The organism is Mycolicibacterium arabiense, assembly GCF_010731815.2.
GTDB lineage: Bacteria > Actinomycetota > Actinomycetes > Mycobacteriales > Mycobacteriaceae > Mycobacterium > Mycobacterium arabiense.
In genome coordinates this window covers 3,802,526-3,818,734 of record NZ_AP022593.1, presented here as the reverse complement: position 1 = coordinate 3,818,734, position 16,209 = coordinate 3,802,526, and the positions used below count along the sequence as shown (strand labels likewise).

General features: G+C 68.2%; 18 protein-coding genes. 10 read left to right on the top strand and 8 right to left on the bottom strand.

What is annotated here, in order from left to right; translation table 11 throughout:
• Positions 1-22: 22 nt before the first annotated feature.
• From G6N61_RS19940 to G6N61_RS19925, 4 genes are all read left to right on the top strand, one after another.
• Positions 23-598, top strand: coding sequence for a TetR/AcrR family transcriptional regulator (locus tag G6N61_RS19940; protein ID WP_163920221.1), 576 nt, complete (start codon positions 23-25; stop codon positions 596-598).
• Between the two features lie 32 nt (positions 599-630).
• Positions 631-1,140: a hypothetical protein gene (locus G6N61_RS19935; RefSeq protein WP_235887201.1), complete on the top strand. Its 510-nt coding sequence runs from the start codon at positions 631-633 to the stop codon at positions 1,138-1,140.
• Positions 1,137-1,748, top strand: a complete 612-nt coding sequence (locus G6N61_RS19930) for a LysE family translocator (RefSeq protein ID WP_163920219.1) — start codon at positions 1,137-1,139, stop codon at positions 1,746-1,748. The genes G6N61_RS19935 and G6N61_RS19930 overlap by 4 nt, the downstream gene beginning before the upstream one ends.
• Before the next feature lie 292 nt (positions 1,749-2,040).
• A complete protein-coding gene (locus tag G6N61_RS19925; protein ID WP_163920217.1) occupies positions 2,041-3,354 on the top strand; it encodes an NAD(P)/FAD-dependent oxidoreductase in 1,314 nt (437 codons plus the stop codon).
• A gap of 9 nt (positions 3,355-3,363) precedes the next feature.
• On the opposite strand, the gene G6N61_RS19920 is transcribed toward G6N61_RS19925, so the two are convergent.
• Entirely contained in the window at positions 3,364-3,711 is a 348-nt protein-coding gene (locus G6N61_RS19920) for a DUF732 domain-containing protein (protein WP_163920214.1), read from the bottom strand.
• Between the two features lie 218 nt (positions 3,712-3,929).
• Between G6N61_RS19920 and G6N61_RS19915 the strand changes: the two genes are divergently transcribed.
• Entirely contained in the window at positions 3,930-4,775 is an 846-nt protein-coding gene (locus G6N61_RS19915) for a glycoside hydrolase family 16 protein (protein WP_163924956.1), read from the top strand.
• A gap of 164 nt (positions 4,776-4,939) precedes the next feature.
• The gene (locus tag G6N61_RS19910; RefSeq protein WP_407666265.1) at positions 4,940-6,292 is read left to right on the top strand and encodes a glycosyltransferase family 39 protein; all 1,353 of its coding nucleotides are present in this window, start codon (positions 4,940-4,942) and stop codon (positions 6,290-6,292) included.
• Here G6N61_RS19910 and G6N61_RS19905 read toward each other — a convergent pair.
• Genes G6N61_RS19905 through G6N61_RS19890 form a run of 4 tightly spaced genes read right to left on the bottom strand, consistent with a single transcriptional unit; the run spans position 6,289 to position 10,607 of the window.
• Positions 6,289-7,953 (bottom strand): ABC-F family ATP-binding cassette domain-containing protein, encoded by a 1,665-nt coding sequence (locus G6N61_RS19905; protein WP_163920212.1) that lies wholly within the window; start codon positions 7,951-7,953, stop codon positions 6,289-6,291. The two genes, G6N61_RS19910 and G6N61_RS19905, sit on opposite strands and share 4 nt — an antisense overlap.
• A 2-nt stretch (positions 7,954-7,955) precedes the next feature.
• Entirely contained in the window at positions 7,956-8,159 is a 204-nt protein-coding gene (locus tag G6N61_RS19900) for a zinc-ribbon domain-containing protein (protein ID WP_163920210.1), read from the bottom strand.
• A gap of 23 nt (positions 8,160-8,182) precedes the next feature.
• Positions 8,183-9,721, bottom strand: coding sequence for a GMC family oxidoreductase (locus tag G6N61_RS19895; protein ID WP_163920208.1), 1,539 nt, complete (start codon positions 9,719-9,721; stop codon positions 8,183-8,185).
• Between the two features lie 58 nt (positions 9,722-9,779).
• Positions 9,780-10,607 carry an alpha/beta fold hydrolase gene (locus tag G6N61_RS19890; RefSeq protein WP_163920206.1) on the bottom strand — a complete coding sequence of 276 codons (828 nt, stop codon included), beginning with the start codon at positions 10,605-10,607 and terminating at the stop codon, positions 9,780-9,782.
• A 134-nt stretch (positions 10,608-10,741) separates the two neighbouring features.
• On the opposite strand from G6N61_RS19890, the gene G6N61_RS19885 reads away from it, so the two are divergent.
• Entirely contained in the window at positions 10,742-11,746 is a 1,005-nt protein-coding gene (locus tag G6N61_RS19885) for a 1-aminocyclopropane-1-carboxylate deaminase (RefSeq protein WP_163924954.1), read from the top strand.
• A gap of 5 nt (positions 11,747-11,751) precedes the next feature.
• Here the strand turns inward: G6N61_RS19885 and G6N61_RS19880 are convergent, their stop codons facing one another.
• Positions 11,752-12,414 (bottom strand): GntR family transcriptional regulator, encoded by a 663-nt coding sequence (locus G6N61_RS19880; RefSeq protein ID WP_163920204.1) that lies wholly within the window; start codon positions 12,412-12,414, stop codon positions 11,752-11,754.
• 161 nt (positions 12,415-12,575) lie between these two features.
• Here G6N61_RS19880 and G6N61_RS19875 point away from each other — a divergent pair, with 161 nt between their 5' ends.
• Both G6N61_RS19875 and G6N61_RS19870 read left to right on the top strand, forming a co-directional pair.
• The gene (locus G6N61_RS19875) at positions 12,576-12,995 is read left to right on the top strand and encodes a hypothetical protein (protein WP_163920202.1); all 420 of its coding nucleotides are present in this window, start codon (positions 12,576-12,578) and stop codon (positions 12,993-12,995) included.
• A gap of 98 nt (positions 12,996-13,093) precedes the next feature.
• Complete coding sequence (locus tag G6N61_RS19870) at positions 13,094-13,519, top strand: hypothetical protein (protein WP_163920200.1); 426 nt, start codon at positions 13,094-13,096, stop codon at positions 13,517-13,519.
• A gap of 14 nt (positions 13,520-13,533) precedes the next feature.
• Here the strand turns inward: G6N61_RS19870 and G6N61_RS19865 are convergent, their stop codons facing one another.
• Positions 13,534-14,235, bottom strand: a complete 702-nt coding sequence (locus tag G6N61_RS19865; RefSeq protein ID WP_163920198.1) for a dienelactone hydrolase family protein — start codon at positions 14,233-14,235, stop codon at positions 13,534-13,536.
• A gap of 49 nt (positions 14,236-14,284) precedes the next feature.
• On the opposite strand from G6N61_RS19865, the gene G6N61_RS19860 reads away from it, so the two are divergent.
• Positions 14,285-15,148, top strand: a complete 864-nt coding sequence (locus tag G6N61_RS19860; RefSeq protein WP_163924953.1) for a lysophospholipid acyltransferase family protein — start codon at positions 14,285-14,287, stop codon at positions 15,146-15,148.
• Positions 15,149-15,158: 10 nt separating this feature from the next.
• Here G6N61_RS19860 and G6N61_RS19855 read toward each other — a convergent pair whose 3' ends face one another.
• Positions 15,159-16,160 (bottom strand): glycoside hydrolase family 6 protein, encoded by a 1,002-nt coding sequence (locus G6N61_RS19855; protein ID WP_163920196.1) that lies wholly within the window; start codon positions 16,158-16,160, stop codon positions 15,159-15,161.
• Positions 16,161-16,209: the final 49 nt, after the last annotated feature.

Below are 16,209 nucleotides of genomic sequence, written 5' to 3'. Positions count from 1 at the left end.
TGCCATCACTACACTTCGGGGCATGGTGCGATGGGTGCCCGGGACTCCGGACCGGCTGCAGCACGCCGCTCTGGAGCTGTTCGCCGCCCGCGGCTACGAGCAGACGACGGCCGCGGAGATCGCCCAGGCGGTGGGCCTCACCGAACGGACCTTCTTCCGGCACTTCAGCGACAAGCGCGAAGTGCTGTTCCACGGCCAGCAGTCGTTGACCGACGCGTTCGTGGCCGGCGTCGCCGAGGCGCCGCAGACCGCGTCCCCGATCGAGTTCGGTCTCAGCGCGCTACGTTCAGCGTCGGGCTTCTTCCCCGACGACCGCAGGCCGTACTCACGCATGCGCCAGACGGTGATCGATGCCAATCCCGCGCTGCAGGAACGTGAGGCGCACAAGCTGGTTCGCCTGGGACGCGCCCTCGTGGACGCCCTGACGGCACGCGGCGTCGACGACCTGACGGCGGACGTGGTGGCGCAGCTCAGCGTCATGGCCTTCGGCATTGCAATCGCCCGTTGGATACGCACCGACGAGGACCGGTCGTTCGAGGACGTCGCCACCGACGTCGTGCAGCGGGTGGGGATCGTGGTGCGGGAGCTTCCGCGCTAGCCGCGCCGTCGACCCGGGTGGATACTGCGTGCATGCCGATGTACGCGCGCCACACCCGCCCGGCGACGATCGGCGATCTCGCCGCCCACGTCCGTGAGAAGCTGACCGCCCACGCCGACTCCCACCAGCTCGTCCTGAACGACGTGCAGGCGTGGTTGACGCACAGCGAGAACCTGCCGTCGGGTTCGGGATTGGGAAAGCTGCTGCGGCGCAGGGCGAATCCGTCCGACCCCGATGCCGAGCACGACACCGTCGTGGTGCTGCACCCGACGCACCTCCTCGTCGCCATCGACGGGGCCAAGCGTGGGACGTCGGTCCTGTCGCTGCCGCTGACGCAGGCGTCCGTCGTGTCCGGTACGGGACTCGACGCCCGGCTCGGCACAGTGGCCGGCGAGACCGGCGGCTTCACGATCTCCGGCCTTCCCGGCGACTCACCCGGCAGTTTCTACGTCGGGCTCGGCACTGAACCCGTTGCCACCGAATGCTTCTCGGCCGTCGAAGCGGCCATCGCCGCGGCGAAGAATTCGGGCCGGCGACGATGACGCCGGAGTTCATGCTGACGACGTTGATCGTGGTGGCGTCACCGGGAGCCGGGGCCCTCTTCACCATCGCCGCCGGGATAGCGCGGGGCTGGCGGGCGAGCCTGGTGGCAGCGTTCGCGTGCACGCTGGGCATCGTGCCGCACGTGATCGCCGCGGTGACCGGTTTGGCAGCCATCATGCACGCCAGCGCGCTGGCGTTCTCCATCGTCAAGTGGTTCGGCGTCGCCTACCTGCTCTACCTGGCGTGGAAGACCTTCCGAGACCAGTCGATGTTCGACGTCGAGACGGGCACCGCGCAGACCTCCACGGTGCGCGTCATCGGCTCCGGCGTTCTGGTGAATACGTTGAACCCGAAGCTCACGATCTTCTTCTTCGCGTTCCTGCCACAGTTCGTCGCGCCGGGCAGCGCTGACGCCGTGGCGTCCATGATCTGGCTCAGCGCGATCTTCATGGCCGTCACGCTGGTGGTCTTCAGCGCCTACGGCGTGTTCGCCGCGGCGCTACGCCGACAGGTCATCTCACGGCCTCGAGTGGTTTCGTGGATTCGCCGCAGCTTCGGTGCGACCTACCTCGTCCTCGCCGGACGGCTCGCGGTGCAGTCACGCTGACCCCGGGATCTTGGGCGGGTTCGGGAGGACAAGGGGGCGCGTCTTTTCAGTGTCGCGCGACCGACTTCCAGCCCCTGCCGGTTCTTTGGAATCGTCACTCCCGAACCCGTCGTAGCAGCCAGCGTACGCCGGTCAGCGCGGTCACACCAGGATGCTTTCGCAGTCAAACTCATGACCGGTGGTCGTCACGGCTGGGTCTCGATGTCGGTCATCGCCTTGCCGGGCCGACCGGGCGCAGAGTTCCCTAAGGGCACGCGGTTGGGTCCCGCACATCTTCATCCCGGGGGGAAGCATGAACCGGTTCGACGTCGTCGTCGTCGGCGCCCGCTGCGCTGGATCGCCGCTCGCGATGTTGCTGGCCCGTCGGGGTCTGAGCGTCTGCCTGCTCGACCGCGCGAGGTTCCCGTCCGAGACCCCGTCGACGCACATCATTCAGCCGTCGGGAGCGCAGCTTCTCGACCGGATGGGTCTGCTCGACGCTGCGCTGGCCGCCGGTGGCGCCGAACTCAGCCGGTTCACCGTGGTCAGTGACGACGTGCGCATCGAGGCTCACGTCGACGACCTGTCCGCGCGACCCTCCTTGTGCATCCGGCGGGTGACGTTGGACGCGCTCCTGGTGGAGGCAGCTGGCGCTGCCGGGGTCGACGTCCGCACCGGATCGGCGGTCACGGGCCTGCTGGTGGACGACGGGCGCGTCACCGGAGTACAGACCGCCACCGGACCCGTTCACGCGTCCCTGGTGGTAGGAGCCGACGGGCGGCATTCCACGGTGGCGTCGTCGGTCGGCGCCCAGAAGTATCACGTGGTGCCACCGGGCAGGCTGCCGACGTGGGCGTACTTCGAGGGCGTCTCCGACCAGGCCGGCCGTGCGCTGCTCGGCCGCATCGGGGAGACTGCCTATCTCGCCGGTCAAACCGATGGTGGCCTCTACATGACTGCGGTGACAACGGGTTTCGCCAACCAGGCCCGGTTCGACGCCGACCGCGATGGCTACTTCACCACGGCCATCCGACGATTTCCCGAGTTGGCCGACGCACTGGCCGGCGCGCGCCGGGTCGGCCCCATTCGCATGGTGACCAACTGGGACAACTACTTTCGCCAGTCTGCCGGTCCGGGATGGGTACTCGTCGGCGACGCAGGCCACTTCAAGGATTTTCACCCAGGCCAGGGCATCGGCGACGCCTTCCGGCAGGCTAAACGCCTCGCGGAGGAGATCGTCGAAGGACTCCGAACCGGCGGGGTGGACGCAGCCACGCAACGCTGGTGGCGATGGCGCGATCGCGACGCCTACGAGATGTACTGGTTCGCAATACTCATGGGATCACCCGGAGCCCAGTCGCCGCTGCAGAGGAGCATCTTTCGCGGCATCGCAGCCGACCAGGAGGCTAGCCGCACGCTCTTCCGCGTGCTGAATCGCGACGTCCGCCCGTCGCAACTGTTCACGCCCGGGCGAGCCCTCCGCGGCGCAGCCGGCGCCTTGCGCAGGGAGCCACGTCAAGCGAAGTCGATCGCTAGTGAGGTGGCAGGTTCGGTCGCGCAGATCGTTGGACAGATGAGGTCGGGTAGGACGCCCCCGCCGGGCATGCCCGCCGCGGTCTGGCGATAGCCGACTACGTCAGCAGCCGAGGTACGTGGTCGCGTTGGTGACGATCTCGATTGCCACGGTCTCGCCGATCCCGAGTTCCCGATCGAGCATTCCGCTCGCCGTAGCCGCGGGATTGCCGGCGTCGATGATCGCGCACGCCCGATGCCCGGCGGCCAGCAATTCGTCTGCGGTCATGAAGCTGAACCGTTCCTGCAGTCCGTGCAGAAAGCCCTGCGTGTCCGCAGAAGCCGGGGCGGCCAGCGCGAGGAGGCCAATTTGGCCTGCCGCGAGCGCGCCGACCACGCATGCCGTTCCAGCCGCGACGGACGGGTGACTGGCTACCGCGACGCCACGGCGACGGCGCTGACGATCGAACATGCATTAACCCCCGATGACGTTAGCTAGCAACGACTTTGCGACGAATCACTCGCCGGTCGCATCGAACGGATGCTAACGCGGACCATGGCGCACCGCAGAATCGAGTGGTCAGCATCACTACCGAGAACGGGCGGATATCGGTCAAGCGTTTGCCACGCCGGGCGACGAAAGGCCTACTGATCATTTGCCACACCCCTTATGGTGCTTGAGTGCCACAAATGGACCGCCGCAGCCTGATGATGATGATGACCGGAGCCGCCGCGCTGGGCGCCGCGCTCCCGGTACCGCTGGCGGGCGCATCGCCGCTGCGCCCCGCTCCACCCCTGGAGCCACCCGCGGACGCCGCCGCCGGTAGGCGCTACCTCTTCCAGGACGAGTTCGACGGCCCCGCCGGTTCGGGCCCCGATCCATCCAAGTGGCTGGTGCAGAACTGGGACGACGCGGTGAACCCGCCACTGGCGGGCCACTACCGCGACGACCGCCGCAACGTGTTCATCGACGGCAATTCCAACCTCGTGCTGTGCGCGACGAAGGAAGGCGACCAGTATTTCAGCGGAAAGGTGCTCAGCCAGTTCCGCGGGCAGATCAACACCACCTGGGAAGCCCGACTGCGATTCGACATGTTCCCCGGCCTGTGGCCCGCCTACTGGCTGGTGAACCAGGATCCGCTGCCCGATGGTGAGGTCGACATCGTCGAGTACTACGGCAACGAGAAGTGGGCGCCGGGCACCACCGTCCACGCGGCGTCGAACGGCAAGACCTGGGAGGGACGGTCCATCCCCGAGCTGGTGGACCCGGGGTGGCACACCTGGCGCGTGCATTGGGGCGAGGACGGTTTCCAATTCTGGCGTGACTACGTCGACGGTGCGGAGCCGTACTTCACGGTGCCGCCGAACCCGATCCCGGTGCATGGCAACCCCAGCGACCTGCGCTGGCCGTTCGGCATCCCGGGCTACTGGATGCAGGCCGTGCTCAACGTCGCCGTCGGTGGCACCGGTGGCGGTGACCCCGCCCGCGCCCCGTACCCGTCGGTGATGCTCGTCGACTGGATCCGCGTCTGGTAGAGACGCTGGCGCGCCTTCGGCCCCGTCCAACACTGGACCCGCTGGTCGTCGGGCTGTTCGGTGCCGCCATCAGCCTCATCGGGGCCGGACGGCCATCGTTCTGGTACGACGAGGCTGCGACGATCTCCGCGGCCTACAGCCGCTCTGTCGCACAGCTGTGGCAGATGCTCGGCGACGTCGACGCCGTCCACGGCCTCTACTACCTGTCGATGCACGGGTGGTTTCAGGTGTTTCCGGCCACCGAGTTCTGGGCGCGTGTGCCCAGCGGCCTCGCCGTCGGCGGCGCCGCCGCGGGAGTGGCGGTGCTGGGCAGGCAACTGTCGTCGCGCGCAGCGGGGCTGGCCGCCGGGATCATCTGCGCCATCCTGCCGCGAACGACGTGGGCGGGCATCGAGGCGCGGCCATATGCGTTGTCGATGCTGTTCGCGGTGTGGCTCGCCGTCGCTCTGGTCTGGGCGGCGCGGCGTGGTACCCGCTGGCCGTGGGCTGCATACGGCGCGCTGCTGGCGCTGTCGATCCTGCTCGACGTCTACCTCGTCCTCCTGGTCCCGGTGCACGCCGTGTTCGTGCTGGCGTTCCAGCGAACGCGATCCGTCGCGGTGCCCTTCGGCGTCACGTCGGCACTGGTGGTCGGGGCCGCAGCGCCGTTCGTCGCCGTGGTCGCTGGCCAGGCACACCAGATCAGCTGGATCACGCCGATCGGGCGCCGTACGCTCGAAGACGTTGCGGTGCAACAGTACTTCGATCGCAATCCCTATTTCGCCGCGCTTGCCGCGCTGGTGGCGGTCGCCGCCGCGGCGGTCTGGCTGTGGACTTCCCGGCGACTGGAACGCGGTGACCGTGAAGCGGTAGTCCTGGCGCTGACGTGGCTGGCCATCCCCACGGCGGCGATCGTCGGGTGGTCGGCCGTTGCGGAACCGCTCTACACGCCGCGGTATCTGTCGTTCACCGCTCCGGCGATGGCATTGCTGCTCGGCGTGTGCGTCGTCGCCGTGGCCCGCTTGGCATGGCTCGTGGCCGCCGTCGTCGCGGTGTTCGGTGCCGTGTCCGTGCACGGTTACACCGAGTTGCAGCGCGGTCCGTACGCCAAGTACGACATGGACTACAGCCAAGTGGCCGACCTCATCACCGCGGAGGCCAGCGCGGGTGACTGCCTCCTGGTCAACGACACCGTCACCTTTCACCCCGCACCGATGCGGCCGTTGCTCGCCGCGCGCCCCGATGCCTACGCGAAGCTGGTCGACGTCAGCCTGTGGCAACGCGCGACGGAGCTGCACGGGGTCTTCGACACCAACCTGATCCCCGAGGCGTCCGTGGGACCGCTGCAGCGCTGCGGCACCGTGTGGGTGATCACCCAGGCCGACCCCGCCGCGCCGAAGGACGAAGCGGGCGTGGCGATTCCGCCAGGGCCGCTGTTCGGCGGCACCCGGACGTTCGCGGTCACTCACGACATGGGCTTCCGGCTCACCGAGCGGTGGCAGTACAGCCTGGTGCAGGTCCTGAAGGCGACGCGCTAGGTCTCGGTGACGCGCCCGCCGTCGACGACCCAGGTTCGGTCCAGTCGAACGTTCTCCAGCATCCGCCGATCGTGGGTGACCAGCAGCAGCGCGCCGTCGTAGGAGTCCAGCGCTTGTTCGAGTTGCTCGATCGCGGGGAGGTCGAGGTGGTTCGTCGGCTCGTCGAGGACCAGCACGTTGGTGCCGCGCGCCTGCAGCAGCGCGAGACCGGCGCGGGTCCGTTCACCGGGTGACAGTTCGTCGACGGTGCGTTCGACGTGGTCGGCTCGCAGGCCGAACTTCGCGAGCAAGGTTCGGACGTCGGCGGTCGTCCATGACGGCACGCGTTCCTCGAACCGGTCGACGAGTCGATCCGAACCCGTGAAATCGGCTCGCGCCTGGTCGATCTCGCCGATCGCCACGTTGGCGCCCAGACTCGCACGACCCTCGTCGGGCTCGCGGCGGCCGAGGAGGAGCCGCAGCAGCGTCGACTTTCCCGCCCCATTGGGTCCGGTGATGCCGATCCGCTCCCCCGCATCGACCTGAAGTGACACCGGGCCGAGGACGAAGTCGCCCTGCCGCACGACGGCGTCGTCGAGTGTCGCGACGACGGCACTGGATCGGGGCGCGGCTCCGATCGTGAACTCCAGCGTCCACTCCTTGCGGGGTTCGGGCACTTCCTCGAGGCGGGCGATCCGGCTCTCCATCTGACGAACCTTCTGCGCCTGCTTCTCACTGGACTCGGTGGCCGCGCGCCGCCGGTTCTTGTCGTTGTCGGGAGCCTTGCGCATCGCGTTGCGGACGCCTTGGCTCGACCACTCCCGTTGTGTGCGTGCGCGTGCGACGAGGTCGGCCTTCTTGTCGGCGAATTCCTCGTACTGCTCGCGCTTGTGCCTCCGACCCACCTCGCGCTCTTCGAGATAGCTCTCGTAGCCACCGCCGAAGACCGTCGTCGTGTTCTGCGCCAGGTCCAGCTCGAGGACGTGAGTCACGCTGCGAGCGAGAAACTCTCGATCATGGCTCACCAGTACGACGCCACCACGGAGTTCACGGACGAACTGCTCGAGCCGGGCAAGCCCATCGAGGTCGAGATCGTTGGTCGGCTCGTCGAGCAGTACGACGTCGAACCGCGACGTCACCAGGGCCGCGAGTCCGACCCGGGCCGCCTGCCCACCCGACAGTGCGGTCATGAGCGTCGACTCCGGTCGTACCGACTTCGAATCGAGCCCCAGGTCCGCCAATACCGCCGGCAGGCGCTCGTCGAGGTCGGCGGCGCCGGTTGCGAGCCAGTGGTCCAGTGCCGCGGAGTAGGCGACGGCGGGATCGACGCCCGGGGGCGATTGCTCCGGTTCCGACAGAGCAGCCGCCGCGGCCTCCATGGCCGCCGTGGCATCGGCACAGCCGGTGCGGCGGGCGACGTACGCGGCGACGGTCTCGCCAGCGACGCGTTCGTGCTCCTGCGGGAGCCACCCGACGAAGGCGTCGGCCGGCGCGATGCTCACGACCCCATCGAGCGGTTCCAGGTCGCCGGCCAGGATCCGCAGCAGCGTGCTCTTGCCTGCGCCGTTGGCGCCGACCACTCCGACCACGTCACCCGGTGCGACGGTTACGTCGAGACCCTCGAAGAGGGTGCGATGGGCGAACCCCCCGGCGAGGTTCTTCGCGACGAGCGTTGCGGTCATGGCTAGCCGGCTACGGCGGCGCCGCAGATGCCGCACACCTCGAAGGTGCGGCGCTTCCACCGCGCCACGGGGATGAAGAACAGCGAGAACTGCTTGAACTCCTGCATCCGCGCCCACTGCGTGGTGTTGTGACAGCGGGGGCAGGTCCGCACCTCCCCGGAGCCAAGGTGCTTTTGCTTGGTGCCGTAGCCGAAGAAGAGCAACATGACTCCAGGGTAGGGGCGATCCGTTAGCCCGCCTGCCGGCGGATCAGGTCGGCGGCCTTCTCGCCGATCATGATCACCGCGGCGTTGGTGTTGACCGGCGGGATCTTGGGCATGATCGACGCGTCGGCCACCCGCACGCCTGCCAGACCGCGTATGCGCAGTTCCGGATCCACCACGGCCTCGGCTCCCGTGCCCATCGCGCAGCTTCCCACCGGGTGGTAGTAGGTGCTGGTGCCGCGTGCGACGAACGACCGCAGCCCGGCTTCGTCGGTGACGTCCGGCCCGGGGAGCACCTCGCGAGCACGCCACGGCGCGAACGGCGCGGTGGCTGCGATCTGACGCGCGACGTGCACCCCGTGCAGCATCCGCACCACGTCGGATTCGGTACCCAGGTAGTTCGGGTCGATCAGCGGTGGGGTCGACGGAGACGGTCCGGCGAGTCGAATCGAGCCACGCGCTTGCGGCACGATGGCCACCGCCAACGTGAAGCTGTTCGCGGGTGCCGACAGATTGGCGGGGTGGAACGGCACGTGAATGAACATCAGCTGCATGTCGGGACCTGGGAGCGAGTCGTCGCTACGCCACAGCATCGACGTCTCGGCGTGATTGGTCTTGGCCGCCGGGATCGGTTGCGCCGCTTCGTAGACGACACCGCACAGCGGATGGTCGTGCAGGTTGCGGCCCACCCCGGGCAGGTCGTGCACCACGTCGACACCGGCCGCTTCGAGTTCGGCAGCCGGCCCGACACCCGACAGCAGCAGCAACCGCGGTGAGTCGACCGCGCCTGCGCTGAGCACCACCTCGGTGTCGGCGTACGCGGTCACGACTTCGCCACCCCGGTCGAAGTCGACTCCTATGCAACGCAACCCGTCGAAGCGCAGCTTCAGCGCCCGGGAGTTGGTCGACACGGTCAGGTTGGTCCTGCTGCGGCCCAGCGGGTGCAGGTAGGCGGTCGCGACGCTTTGGCGGAGGCCGCCGGTTATCGCGAGGTCGTGCCACCCGGCGCCCTCGGCTCGGGCTCCGTTGAAGTCGTCGGTCAGTGGGAAGCCTGCTGCGGCGGCCCCGTCGACGAAGACCTGTGACAGGGGGTTCGCTTCTGCGTCTGCTGCGCGGGCGGGACGCATCGGCCCGTCGGTTCCGCGGTAGCGCGGATCCCCTCCCGCGACTGTCTCCATGCGGCGGAAGTAGGGCAGCACGGCGTCGTAATCCCAGCCGGGACAACCCGCCTTGGCCCATCCGTCGAAGTCGCTCGAATGCCCGCGCAGATGCACCATGGCGTTGATGCTGCTGCTTCCACCCAGCGTGTGGCCGCGTGGCCAGTCGTGGGCGAGGCCGCTCGTGCCGCCCTGCGGGACGGTCGAATAGGAGTAGTCGACTTCGGTGCCCCACAGCGACGGCCACGCCGGTGGTGCCGAGATCTCCGCCAGGGTGTCGGCCGGGCCCGATTCGAGCAGTAGGACTTGGATCGTGGGGTCTTCGGAGAGACGCGCGGCGAGCACACAGCCCGCGGAGCCGGCGCCGATCACCACGTAGTCGTAGTGCCGAGATTCGTTCATGGACATGAGTTTTCCACCATATTCTTCGTGTCGGGTCGGGAGTGCCTGTGAGTGGTACCGGTGCTCAGCCGGCGGTCGAGCGGGCGGCCTCGTCGATCAGGTTGGCGACGGCATCGGGCTGGGAGACGGTGACGGCGTGTGACGCCTCGACCTCGACGGTCTTCGACCGCGCCCGCTCACCCATGAAGCGCATCGATTCAGCGGGGATGGCGAGATCCTGCGTGGTGACGAGGTTCCACGACGGGATGGTCTTCCACGCGGCCCGCGTGGCCGGCTCGTTCAGCGCGGCTTCGGTGATGGGTCGCTGGGTCGCCGCCATCAGGTCGGCGACGTCCCCGGGCACGTCGGCGGCGAACACCCTCTGGAACTCTTCCTGCTTGACGTAGAGATCGTTTCCGCTGCCACCGTTCGGCGCTGCGATCGGGACGGTCTCGAGGGCGGGGCCGAGCTGCGCGCCGGGGAACTTGGCGGCGAGATCCGAGGTGGTCTCTCCCTGCTCCAAAAGGAAACTAGCGACGTACACGAGTGCCTTGACGTTCGGCTGGCCGTCGGCCGCTTCGCTCATCACAGACCCGCCGTAGGAGTGGCCGGCCACCACCACCGGACCCTCGACGCCGTCGAGGACGCTGCGGACGTAGTCGGCGTCGCTGCGCAGCCCGCGCAGCGGGTTGGCGGCGGCGACCACCGGGTAGCCGTCGGCCTCGAGGTTCGCGACCACGCCGTTCCAGCTGGACGAGTCGGCGAATGCACCATGGACCAGCACCACGGTGGGCTTGGCCGTCGGCGCGGGCTGTGCGGGCGTGGCACTCGCCGGGTCTCCGCTGCTGCATGCGGTGGCCAGCAGCGCCACCGTCGTGCCCGTGGCCAGTGCGGTCAGAACAGACTTGAACATTGGTCCCTCTCCAGTTCGGCCCGCCCTCTTGGCTGGCTCAGCAAGCACAACGCAATATATTGCATATTGATTCCGTGGATACGCGCTATGCTGACCGCGGCTACGGACCCACCGGCATGAAGGAGCACGTGCGCATGACCATCCACGATTTCGAGCGGCATCCACTCACCTTCGGGCCAAGCCCGGTCCATCCGCTGCCCCGCTTGAGCCAGCACCTCGGTGGCGCTGAAATCTGGGCCAAGCGCGAAGACGTCAACTCGGGACTGGCATTCGGTGGCAACAAGACTCGCAAACTCGAGTACCTCGTTCCGGACGCGCTGGCTCAGGGCGCGGACACGTTGGTCTCCATCGGCGGCGTGCAGTCCAACCACACTCGGCAGGTGGCGGCAGTCGCCGCCAAACTGGGCATGAAGGCCGTCTTGGTGCAGGAGAAATGGGTGGACTGGCCCGACCCGGTCGCGGACAAGGTGGGCAACATCCTCCTATCCCGCATCATGGGCGCTGACGTGCGACTCAATCCGTCGGGCTTCGGCATCGAGTTCAAGGACAGCTGGCACGAGGCGATCGAGGACGTCGAGCGCGCCGGCGGGACGCCGTACGCCATTCCGGCCGGCGCCTCCGATCACCGGTTGGGCGGTCTGGGTTTCGCGAATTGGGCGTATGAAGTGCAACAGCAGGAAGAGGAGCTGGAGACGTTCTTCGACACGATCGTCGCGTGCAGCGTGACCGGATCCACCCACGCGGGCATGATCGCCGGCTTCGCCGGTCAGCGCAGGCCCCGCCGCGTGATCGGCATCGACGCGTCCGCCACGCTCGACGCAACGCGCGCTCAGGTCGAACGCATCGCTCGCAACACCGCCGAACTCATCGGCCTCGGTCGCGATCTGCGCGACGACGAGATCACGGTGCTCGAGGGCTGGGCCGGCGAACGCTACGGCGTTCCAGTCGCTTCCACCATCGACGCGATTCGGCTGACCGCGAGCTTGGAGGGCGTCATCCTCGATCCGGTCTACGAGGGCAAGTCGATGGCCGCCCTCATCGACCTCGTCGGCTCGGGTCAGATCGATGCCGACTCCAAGGTCCTGTACGCCCACCTGGGCGGTCAGCCGGCCCTCAACGCCTACAGCGGAGTCTTCTGAGCGGTCTAGAGCGCTTCGGCGTCGAGCAGATGGGTCAGGGTCTCCCAGTTTCGTTGCACCGCTTCGGCTGCCGCTGCTGCATCGCCGCGGCGGCACAGGCTGATGATCCGCTTGTGCTGCGCGATCGACTGACGGCCGGTGAGCGATGAGAAGCGCAGGAACTCGAGACGCCGCAGTACCGGCGTCACCTGTTCGAGAACCCCGGGAATGACCTCGTTTCGGCTCGCGTCGACGGCGACCTGGTGGAATTCGTCGTCGGCGCGCATCGCCGATGCGGCATCCGCCGCCGAGAACGCGGCGGCGAAGTCCTTGTTCGCCTCGACCATTGCCGTGATCTCGGACTTGCCCATCAACGGCACCGCGATGCGGACGGCGAGGGCGTGCATCGTCGCCGCCACGGCCTGCGCGTCGAACACGGCCTTGCGCTCGATGGTCGACACGACCGTCGAACGGCCGGGCAGGGTGTGGACCAGCCCGGCCGCCTCGAGTCGAGCGAGAGCCTCCCGAATAGGAGTTCGGCTGATGCCCAGCCAGTTCTCGAGTTCGGGATCGCGGAGCTTCTCCCCGGGGGCCAACGTGCCACTGATGATGGCGTCGCGAAGCGATACGTAGGCCTGTTCCCGCAGGAGGGACCGTTTGTGCTTTCCCTGCTCGTCGGGCACCGGCATGCAAAATACGGTATCCGATGTCCGATCAGGGCTCGACCGGCCTTCGCGACCTTCGGAGTACTCGAGCAGGAACGCCACAGCCGGTTCGCAGTCCGCTTCGTTACCTTCGTGTCGATCACGACGAGGTGCAGCGGTCAGGCCCGATGGCGGAGGGATTCTTGATGATGCTCATTCGAGCGGTGTGTGCGAGCGTCGCCGTGGTGGCGGCCATGCCCTTTGGTGCGGGCGTGGCATGTGCTGCTCCCGCTGTGGTCGGCAAGACGTATGCCGACGCCAAGAGTGCCATCGCTGACTCCGGCGGGACTGCGGTCGTCGAGAGTCGCGTCGGAGACAGGAAGGCTGAGAGTGATTGCGTCGTGACCAGCGTCCGCGACTCCGACTTCTTGGATTCCAGTGGCAAATCACAGGGCAAGAACGTCCTGGTCGACCTCAATTGCTACGCCACGTATGCATCCGCGGTCTTCCCTGGATACTCGCTGGGCAGTCCGGAAGGCCGAGCCGACTATGGAGCGGCCCTGGCCAAGAAGAGGGCGGCGCAGGCCAAGCAGGCGGGTGGTACGGGCTCGAACGCCTCCGGGTGATTCCTGCCGCACCGGCCTGCGAAGAACCGGCGGCGGCACAGCGGGCCACTCCGGTCGAAACCACCTCGCAGCACGTGCCGCTGCGCCAGAGTTGTGTCATGACCGACAAGGACAGGCCACCGCCGAGCGATCTCCGCGCAGCTGCTCAGGCGGCGGCCCAGGCAGCACAGGATCTGGCGAGCGGAGCACTGCGCGTCCCGACGGCCTCGGCGCAGATCGTCGCGCAACTACCCGGGCTCGTCGAGAACCTGGCAGCAGCGACCGAGCGGCTCAACACCAACCTCGACCGGCTCGAGAGGTACATGTCGCTGGCCGACCCGACCTTCGAGGCCATCGACCGGTTGCTGCCACAACTCGAGGCGATCGTGGCGCGCGGTGATCAAGCCGTCCGAGCGGTGCAGAACCTGCCTGGCGTCGGCACCATCGGCCGGATCACCGGACTGAGCCCGGATCCCGCTGCCGCTGCGCCAGATTCGGGCAAGTCGTCGAAGCGCCGCACCGATCCGCGCCGCCGCAAGGACTGACCGCGGCGAGAACGTCAGCGCAACTGGTCGCCGAAGAACGCGAGGATCCGCTGCCACGCATCCTCGGCCTGCGGTGCGGAATGATGCACACCGGCGATCCGCTCGACGAAGTGCAGCTGTGAGGGCGTCTTCCACTCGTTCATGAAGCTGTGGCCGACGCCCGGATACTCCTTGATGTCCCGGGCGACGCCGCTGGGTGCCAGGCTCTCCTCGAGCTTGGCGGCTGCGCCCGGTAGCAGCCTGTCGTCGGCGCCGTAGCTCGCGACGATGGGGCACGAACGCTTGGGCACCCCGGTGGCCGGCGGGCACGGCCCGTAGTTGGGTGCGGTTGCGTCGAACACGCCGCGATCGGCCAGCAGCAGGCAGAATCCGCCACCCATGCAGAACCCCGCCGATCCGACCTTGCCGTTCGTCCTCTCGTCGTTCCGCAATGCCTCCGCAGCGGCGACGATGTCGTCGACGGCGGAACCCGACCCGGTGGCCAGGGCGCGGAACGCGCTGACGATGCAGAGCGGTTTGGGGCCGCGCTGAAAGAGTGCGGGCGCGAACGCCAGGTAACCGCTGGCGGCGAAGCGGTCGGTGATCCTGCGGATGTCGTCGTTGAGTCCGAACACCTCGTGAAGGACGACGACCGCGGGCCACGGACCGGTCCCGGTGGGCACGGCGAGGTAGCCCGGCAGGTGACCGTCGGGGGTGGGGAGTCCAGCATCGACCATGGGCCTCCCTTACCCGCTCACGACGCACGCGAAGCACTCGGTGACCCGGATGCGGTTGGTGGGCCGTGCACGGGGCAATAGGCATGGGGTGACCGACCAGACGGACGCACGGCTACCCGACCCTCCCACCGCGGCGACGCTCGGCCGGATCCTGCGACTGCTCGAACCGGCGCGCAGGCTCGTCAACCCGAAGGTCTACGGCGCGGACAACCTGCCCAAGCGTGGCGCACTGCTGGTCGGCAATCACACGTTGCTCGGCCTGCTCGACGCTCCCCTACTGTGCGCCGAGCTGTGGGAGCGAGGAGTCCGGGTGCGGGTCCTGGGCAACCACGCGCACTTCAAGTTGCCGCGCTGGCGGGACCTGTTGACGTCCGTCGGCGTCGTGCCCGGCACGCCGGAGACGGCGGACGCGCTCATGAGTCGAGGTGAGACGGTCCTCGTCTTCCCGGGCGGAGGTCGGGAAGTGGCCAAGCGCAAAGGCGAGAAGTATCAACTGATTTGGGAGAACCGCATGGGCTTCGCCCGGCTCGCGGTCAAGCACGGCTATCCCATCGTTCCGTTCGCCACGGTGGGTGCCGAGGACTCGCTAGACGTGGTCCTCGACAACGACAGTCCGTTGCTCGCGCCCGCACGTCGACTCTTCGAGAGGGTCTCGGGCAGCCCCGACCTGTTCCCGCTCGTCCGGGGCATCGGGCCGACGCCGATCCCTCGACCCGAGCGGCAGTACTACTGGTTCGGGGAACCCATCGACACGACCGACGTCGCGGGTACCGACGACCGCGCGGTGCGTCGGATTCGCGACCAGACGAAGGCGGCGATCGAGCAGGGCATCGAGTTCCTGATCGAGGAACAGCGCACCGATCCGCAACGGTCCGTCGTCAAGCGACTGATGGGCCCTGAGCGGCGGCGCTGAGTGAGCGGATTCAGCGGCCCGCGTTGCGGGCCAGGTCGATCACGTACTGGTTGACGAAGGTGCCCGCCGGCGGATCGCCCTTGTCGCACGTGCCATCGGATTCGCCCGGACGCTTGACCCACAGGTAGGCGTCGGCGTGTGGGCCTGCCGTGGCGGCGGTGGGCGCCACGCCCAGGGCTCGGCCGCTGGGGTTGCACCAGTCGAGCGGCGCGGCGGGCGCGGGGCCCGCACCGTTGCGCGACGTGTCGATCACGTAGTGCGAACCGTTGGTGAGTCCGGAGATCGCCTCGCCGTAGCCGATCTCGTCCTCGGTGGTGAAGAAGTTGGCGGTGTTGAGGCTGAACCCGCGAGCACGTGCCACCCCGGCCTCGTTGAGGCGATTGGCCATCTCCTCGGGGCTGTGCCACTTCAGGTGACCGGCGTCGACGTAGACCGCTGTGGCCGGATTGCGGGTCAGGCTGTCGACGGCGTAGTTGATCAGGTCGAACCGTTCTTGGCGCTGACCGCCCGACAGGCAGTCGGCCATGGCGAGCGCATCGGGTTCGAGGATCACCGCAGCGGGCCCGGCGCCCAAGTCGCCGGCGATGCCGTCGATCCACTGCCGGTACTGATCGCCCGATCCCATCCCGCCCGCAGCGAAGCTGCCACAGTCGCGGTGCGGGATTCCGTAGATCGCGAACACCGGCAGTGCGCCGGCGGCCTGCGCGGCAGCGGTGTAGCCGGCAACCGTCGACGCCGACGAGCCCGGGACGACCCAGTACGCCTGCGGCGTGTTGGCGACGGCGGTCAGCTCGGGGATCGGCGGGTTCGCGGCGTTCGCAGCCCGCATGGCCGCGGATGCGGGGTTGACGTAGAAGGGCTTGCCGGCCAGCGGGTTGACCTCGTCGGCGAGCCGCACCGACGGGGCTGGACCGGTATGCCCCGGGCTGTCGACGAGACCCACCGACGCGACGGCCGCGACCGTGAAGAGCGGGACGATCCATCGTGCGACTGCGCTGACAGCTGAGGACATCACCCCACGGAAATTAGTGCTTCAAACCATCGAGCGCCAATCCCGCCCA

Bases quoted from the DNA above. Each gene is read 5' to 3' on its own strand.
- G6N61_RS19935 (WP_235887201.1), top strand. From the start codon at position 631: ATGCCGATGTACGCGCGCCACACCCGCCCGGCGACGATCGGCGATCTC.
- G6N61_RS19870 (WP_163920200.1), top strand. From the start codon at position 13,094: ATGACCGACAAGGACAGGCCACCGCCGAGCGATCTCCGCGCAGCTGCT.
- G6N61_RS19890 (WP_163920206.1), bottom strand. From the start codon at position 10,607: ATGTTCAAGTCTGTTCTGACCGCACTGGCCACGGGCACGACGGTGGCG.
- G6N61_RS19875 (WP_163920202.1), top strand. From the start codon at position 12,576: ATGATGCTCATTCGAGCGGTGTGTGCGAGCGTCGCCGTGGTGGCGGCC.
- G6N61_RS19860 (WP_163924953.1), top strand. From the start codon at position 14,285: ATGCGGTTGGTGGGCCGTGCACGGGGCAATAGGCATGGGGTGACCGAC.
- G6N61_RS19880 (WP_163920204.1), bottom strand. From the start codon at position 12,414: ATGCCGGTGCCCGACGAGCAGGGAAAGCACAAACGGTCCCTCCTGCGG.
- G6N61_RS19925 (WP_163920217.1), top strand. From the start codon at position 2,041: ATGAACCGGTTCGACGTCGTCGTCGTCGGCGCCCGCTGCGCTGGATCG.
- G6N61_RS19905 (WP_163920212.1), bottom strand. From the start codon at position 7,953: ATGACCGCAACGCTCGTCGCGAAGAACCTCGCCGGGGGGTTCGCCCAT.
- G6N61_RS19910 (WP_407666265.1), top strand. From the start codon at position 4,940: ATGCTCGGCGACGTCGACGCCGTCCACGGCCTCTACTACCTGTCGATG.
- G6N61_RS19895 (WP_163920208.1), bottom strand. From the start codon at position 9,721: ATGTCCATGAACGAATCTCGGCACTACGACTACGTGGTGATCGGCGCC.
- G6N61_RS19930 (WP_163920219.1), top strand. From the start codon at position 1,137: ATGACGCCGGAGTTCATGCTGACGACGTTGATCGTGGTGGCGTCACCG.
- G6N61_RS19855 (WP_163920196.1), bottom strand. From the start codon at position 16,160: ATGTCCTCAGCTGTCAGCGCAGTCGCACGATGGATCGTCCCGCTCTTC.
- G6N61_RS19915 (WP_163924956.1), top strand. From the start codon at position 3,930: ATGGACCGCCGCAGCCTGATGATGATGATGACCGGAGCCGCCGCGCTG.
- G6N61_RS19920 (WP_163920214.1), bottom strand. From the start codon at position 3,711: ATGTTCGATCGTCAGCGCCGTCGCCGTGGCGTCGCGGTAGCCAGTCAC.
- G6N61_RS19885 (WP_163924954.1), top strand. From the start codon at position 10,742: ATGACCATCCACGATTTCGAGCGGCATCCACTCACCTTCGGGCCAAGC.
- G6N61_RS19865 (WP_163920198.1), bottom strand. From the start codon at position 14,235: ATGGTCGATGCTGGACTCCCCACCCCCGACGGTCACCTGCCGGGCTAC.
- G6N61_RS19900 (WP_163920210.1), bottom strand. From the start codon at position 8,159: ATGTTGCTCTTCTTCGGCTACGGCACCAAGCAAAAGCACCTTGGCTCC.
- G6N61_RS19940 (WP_163920221.1), top strand. From the start codon at position 23: ATGGTGCGATGGGTGCCCGGGACTCCGGACCGGCTGCAGCACGCCGCT.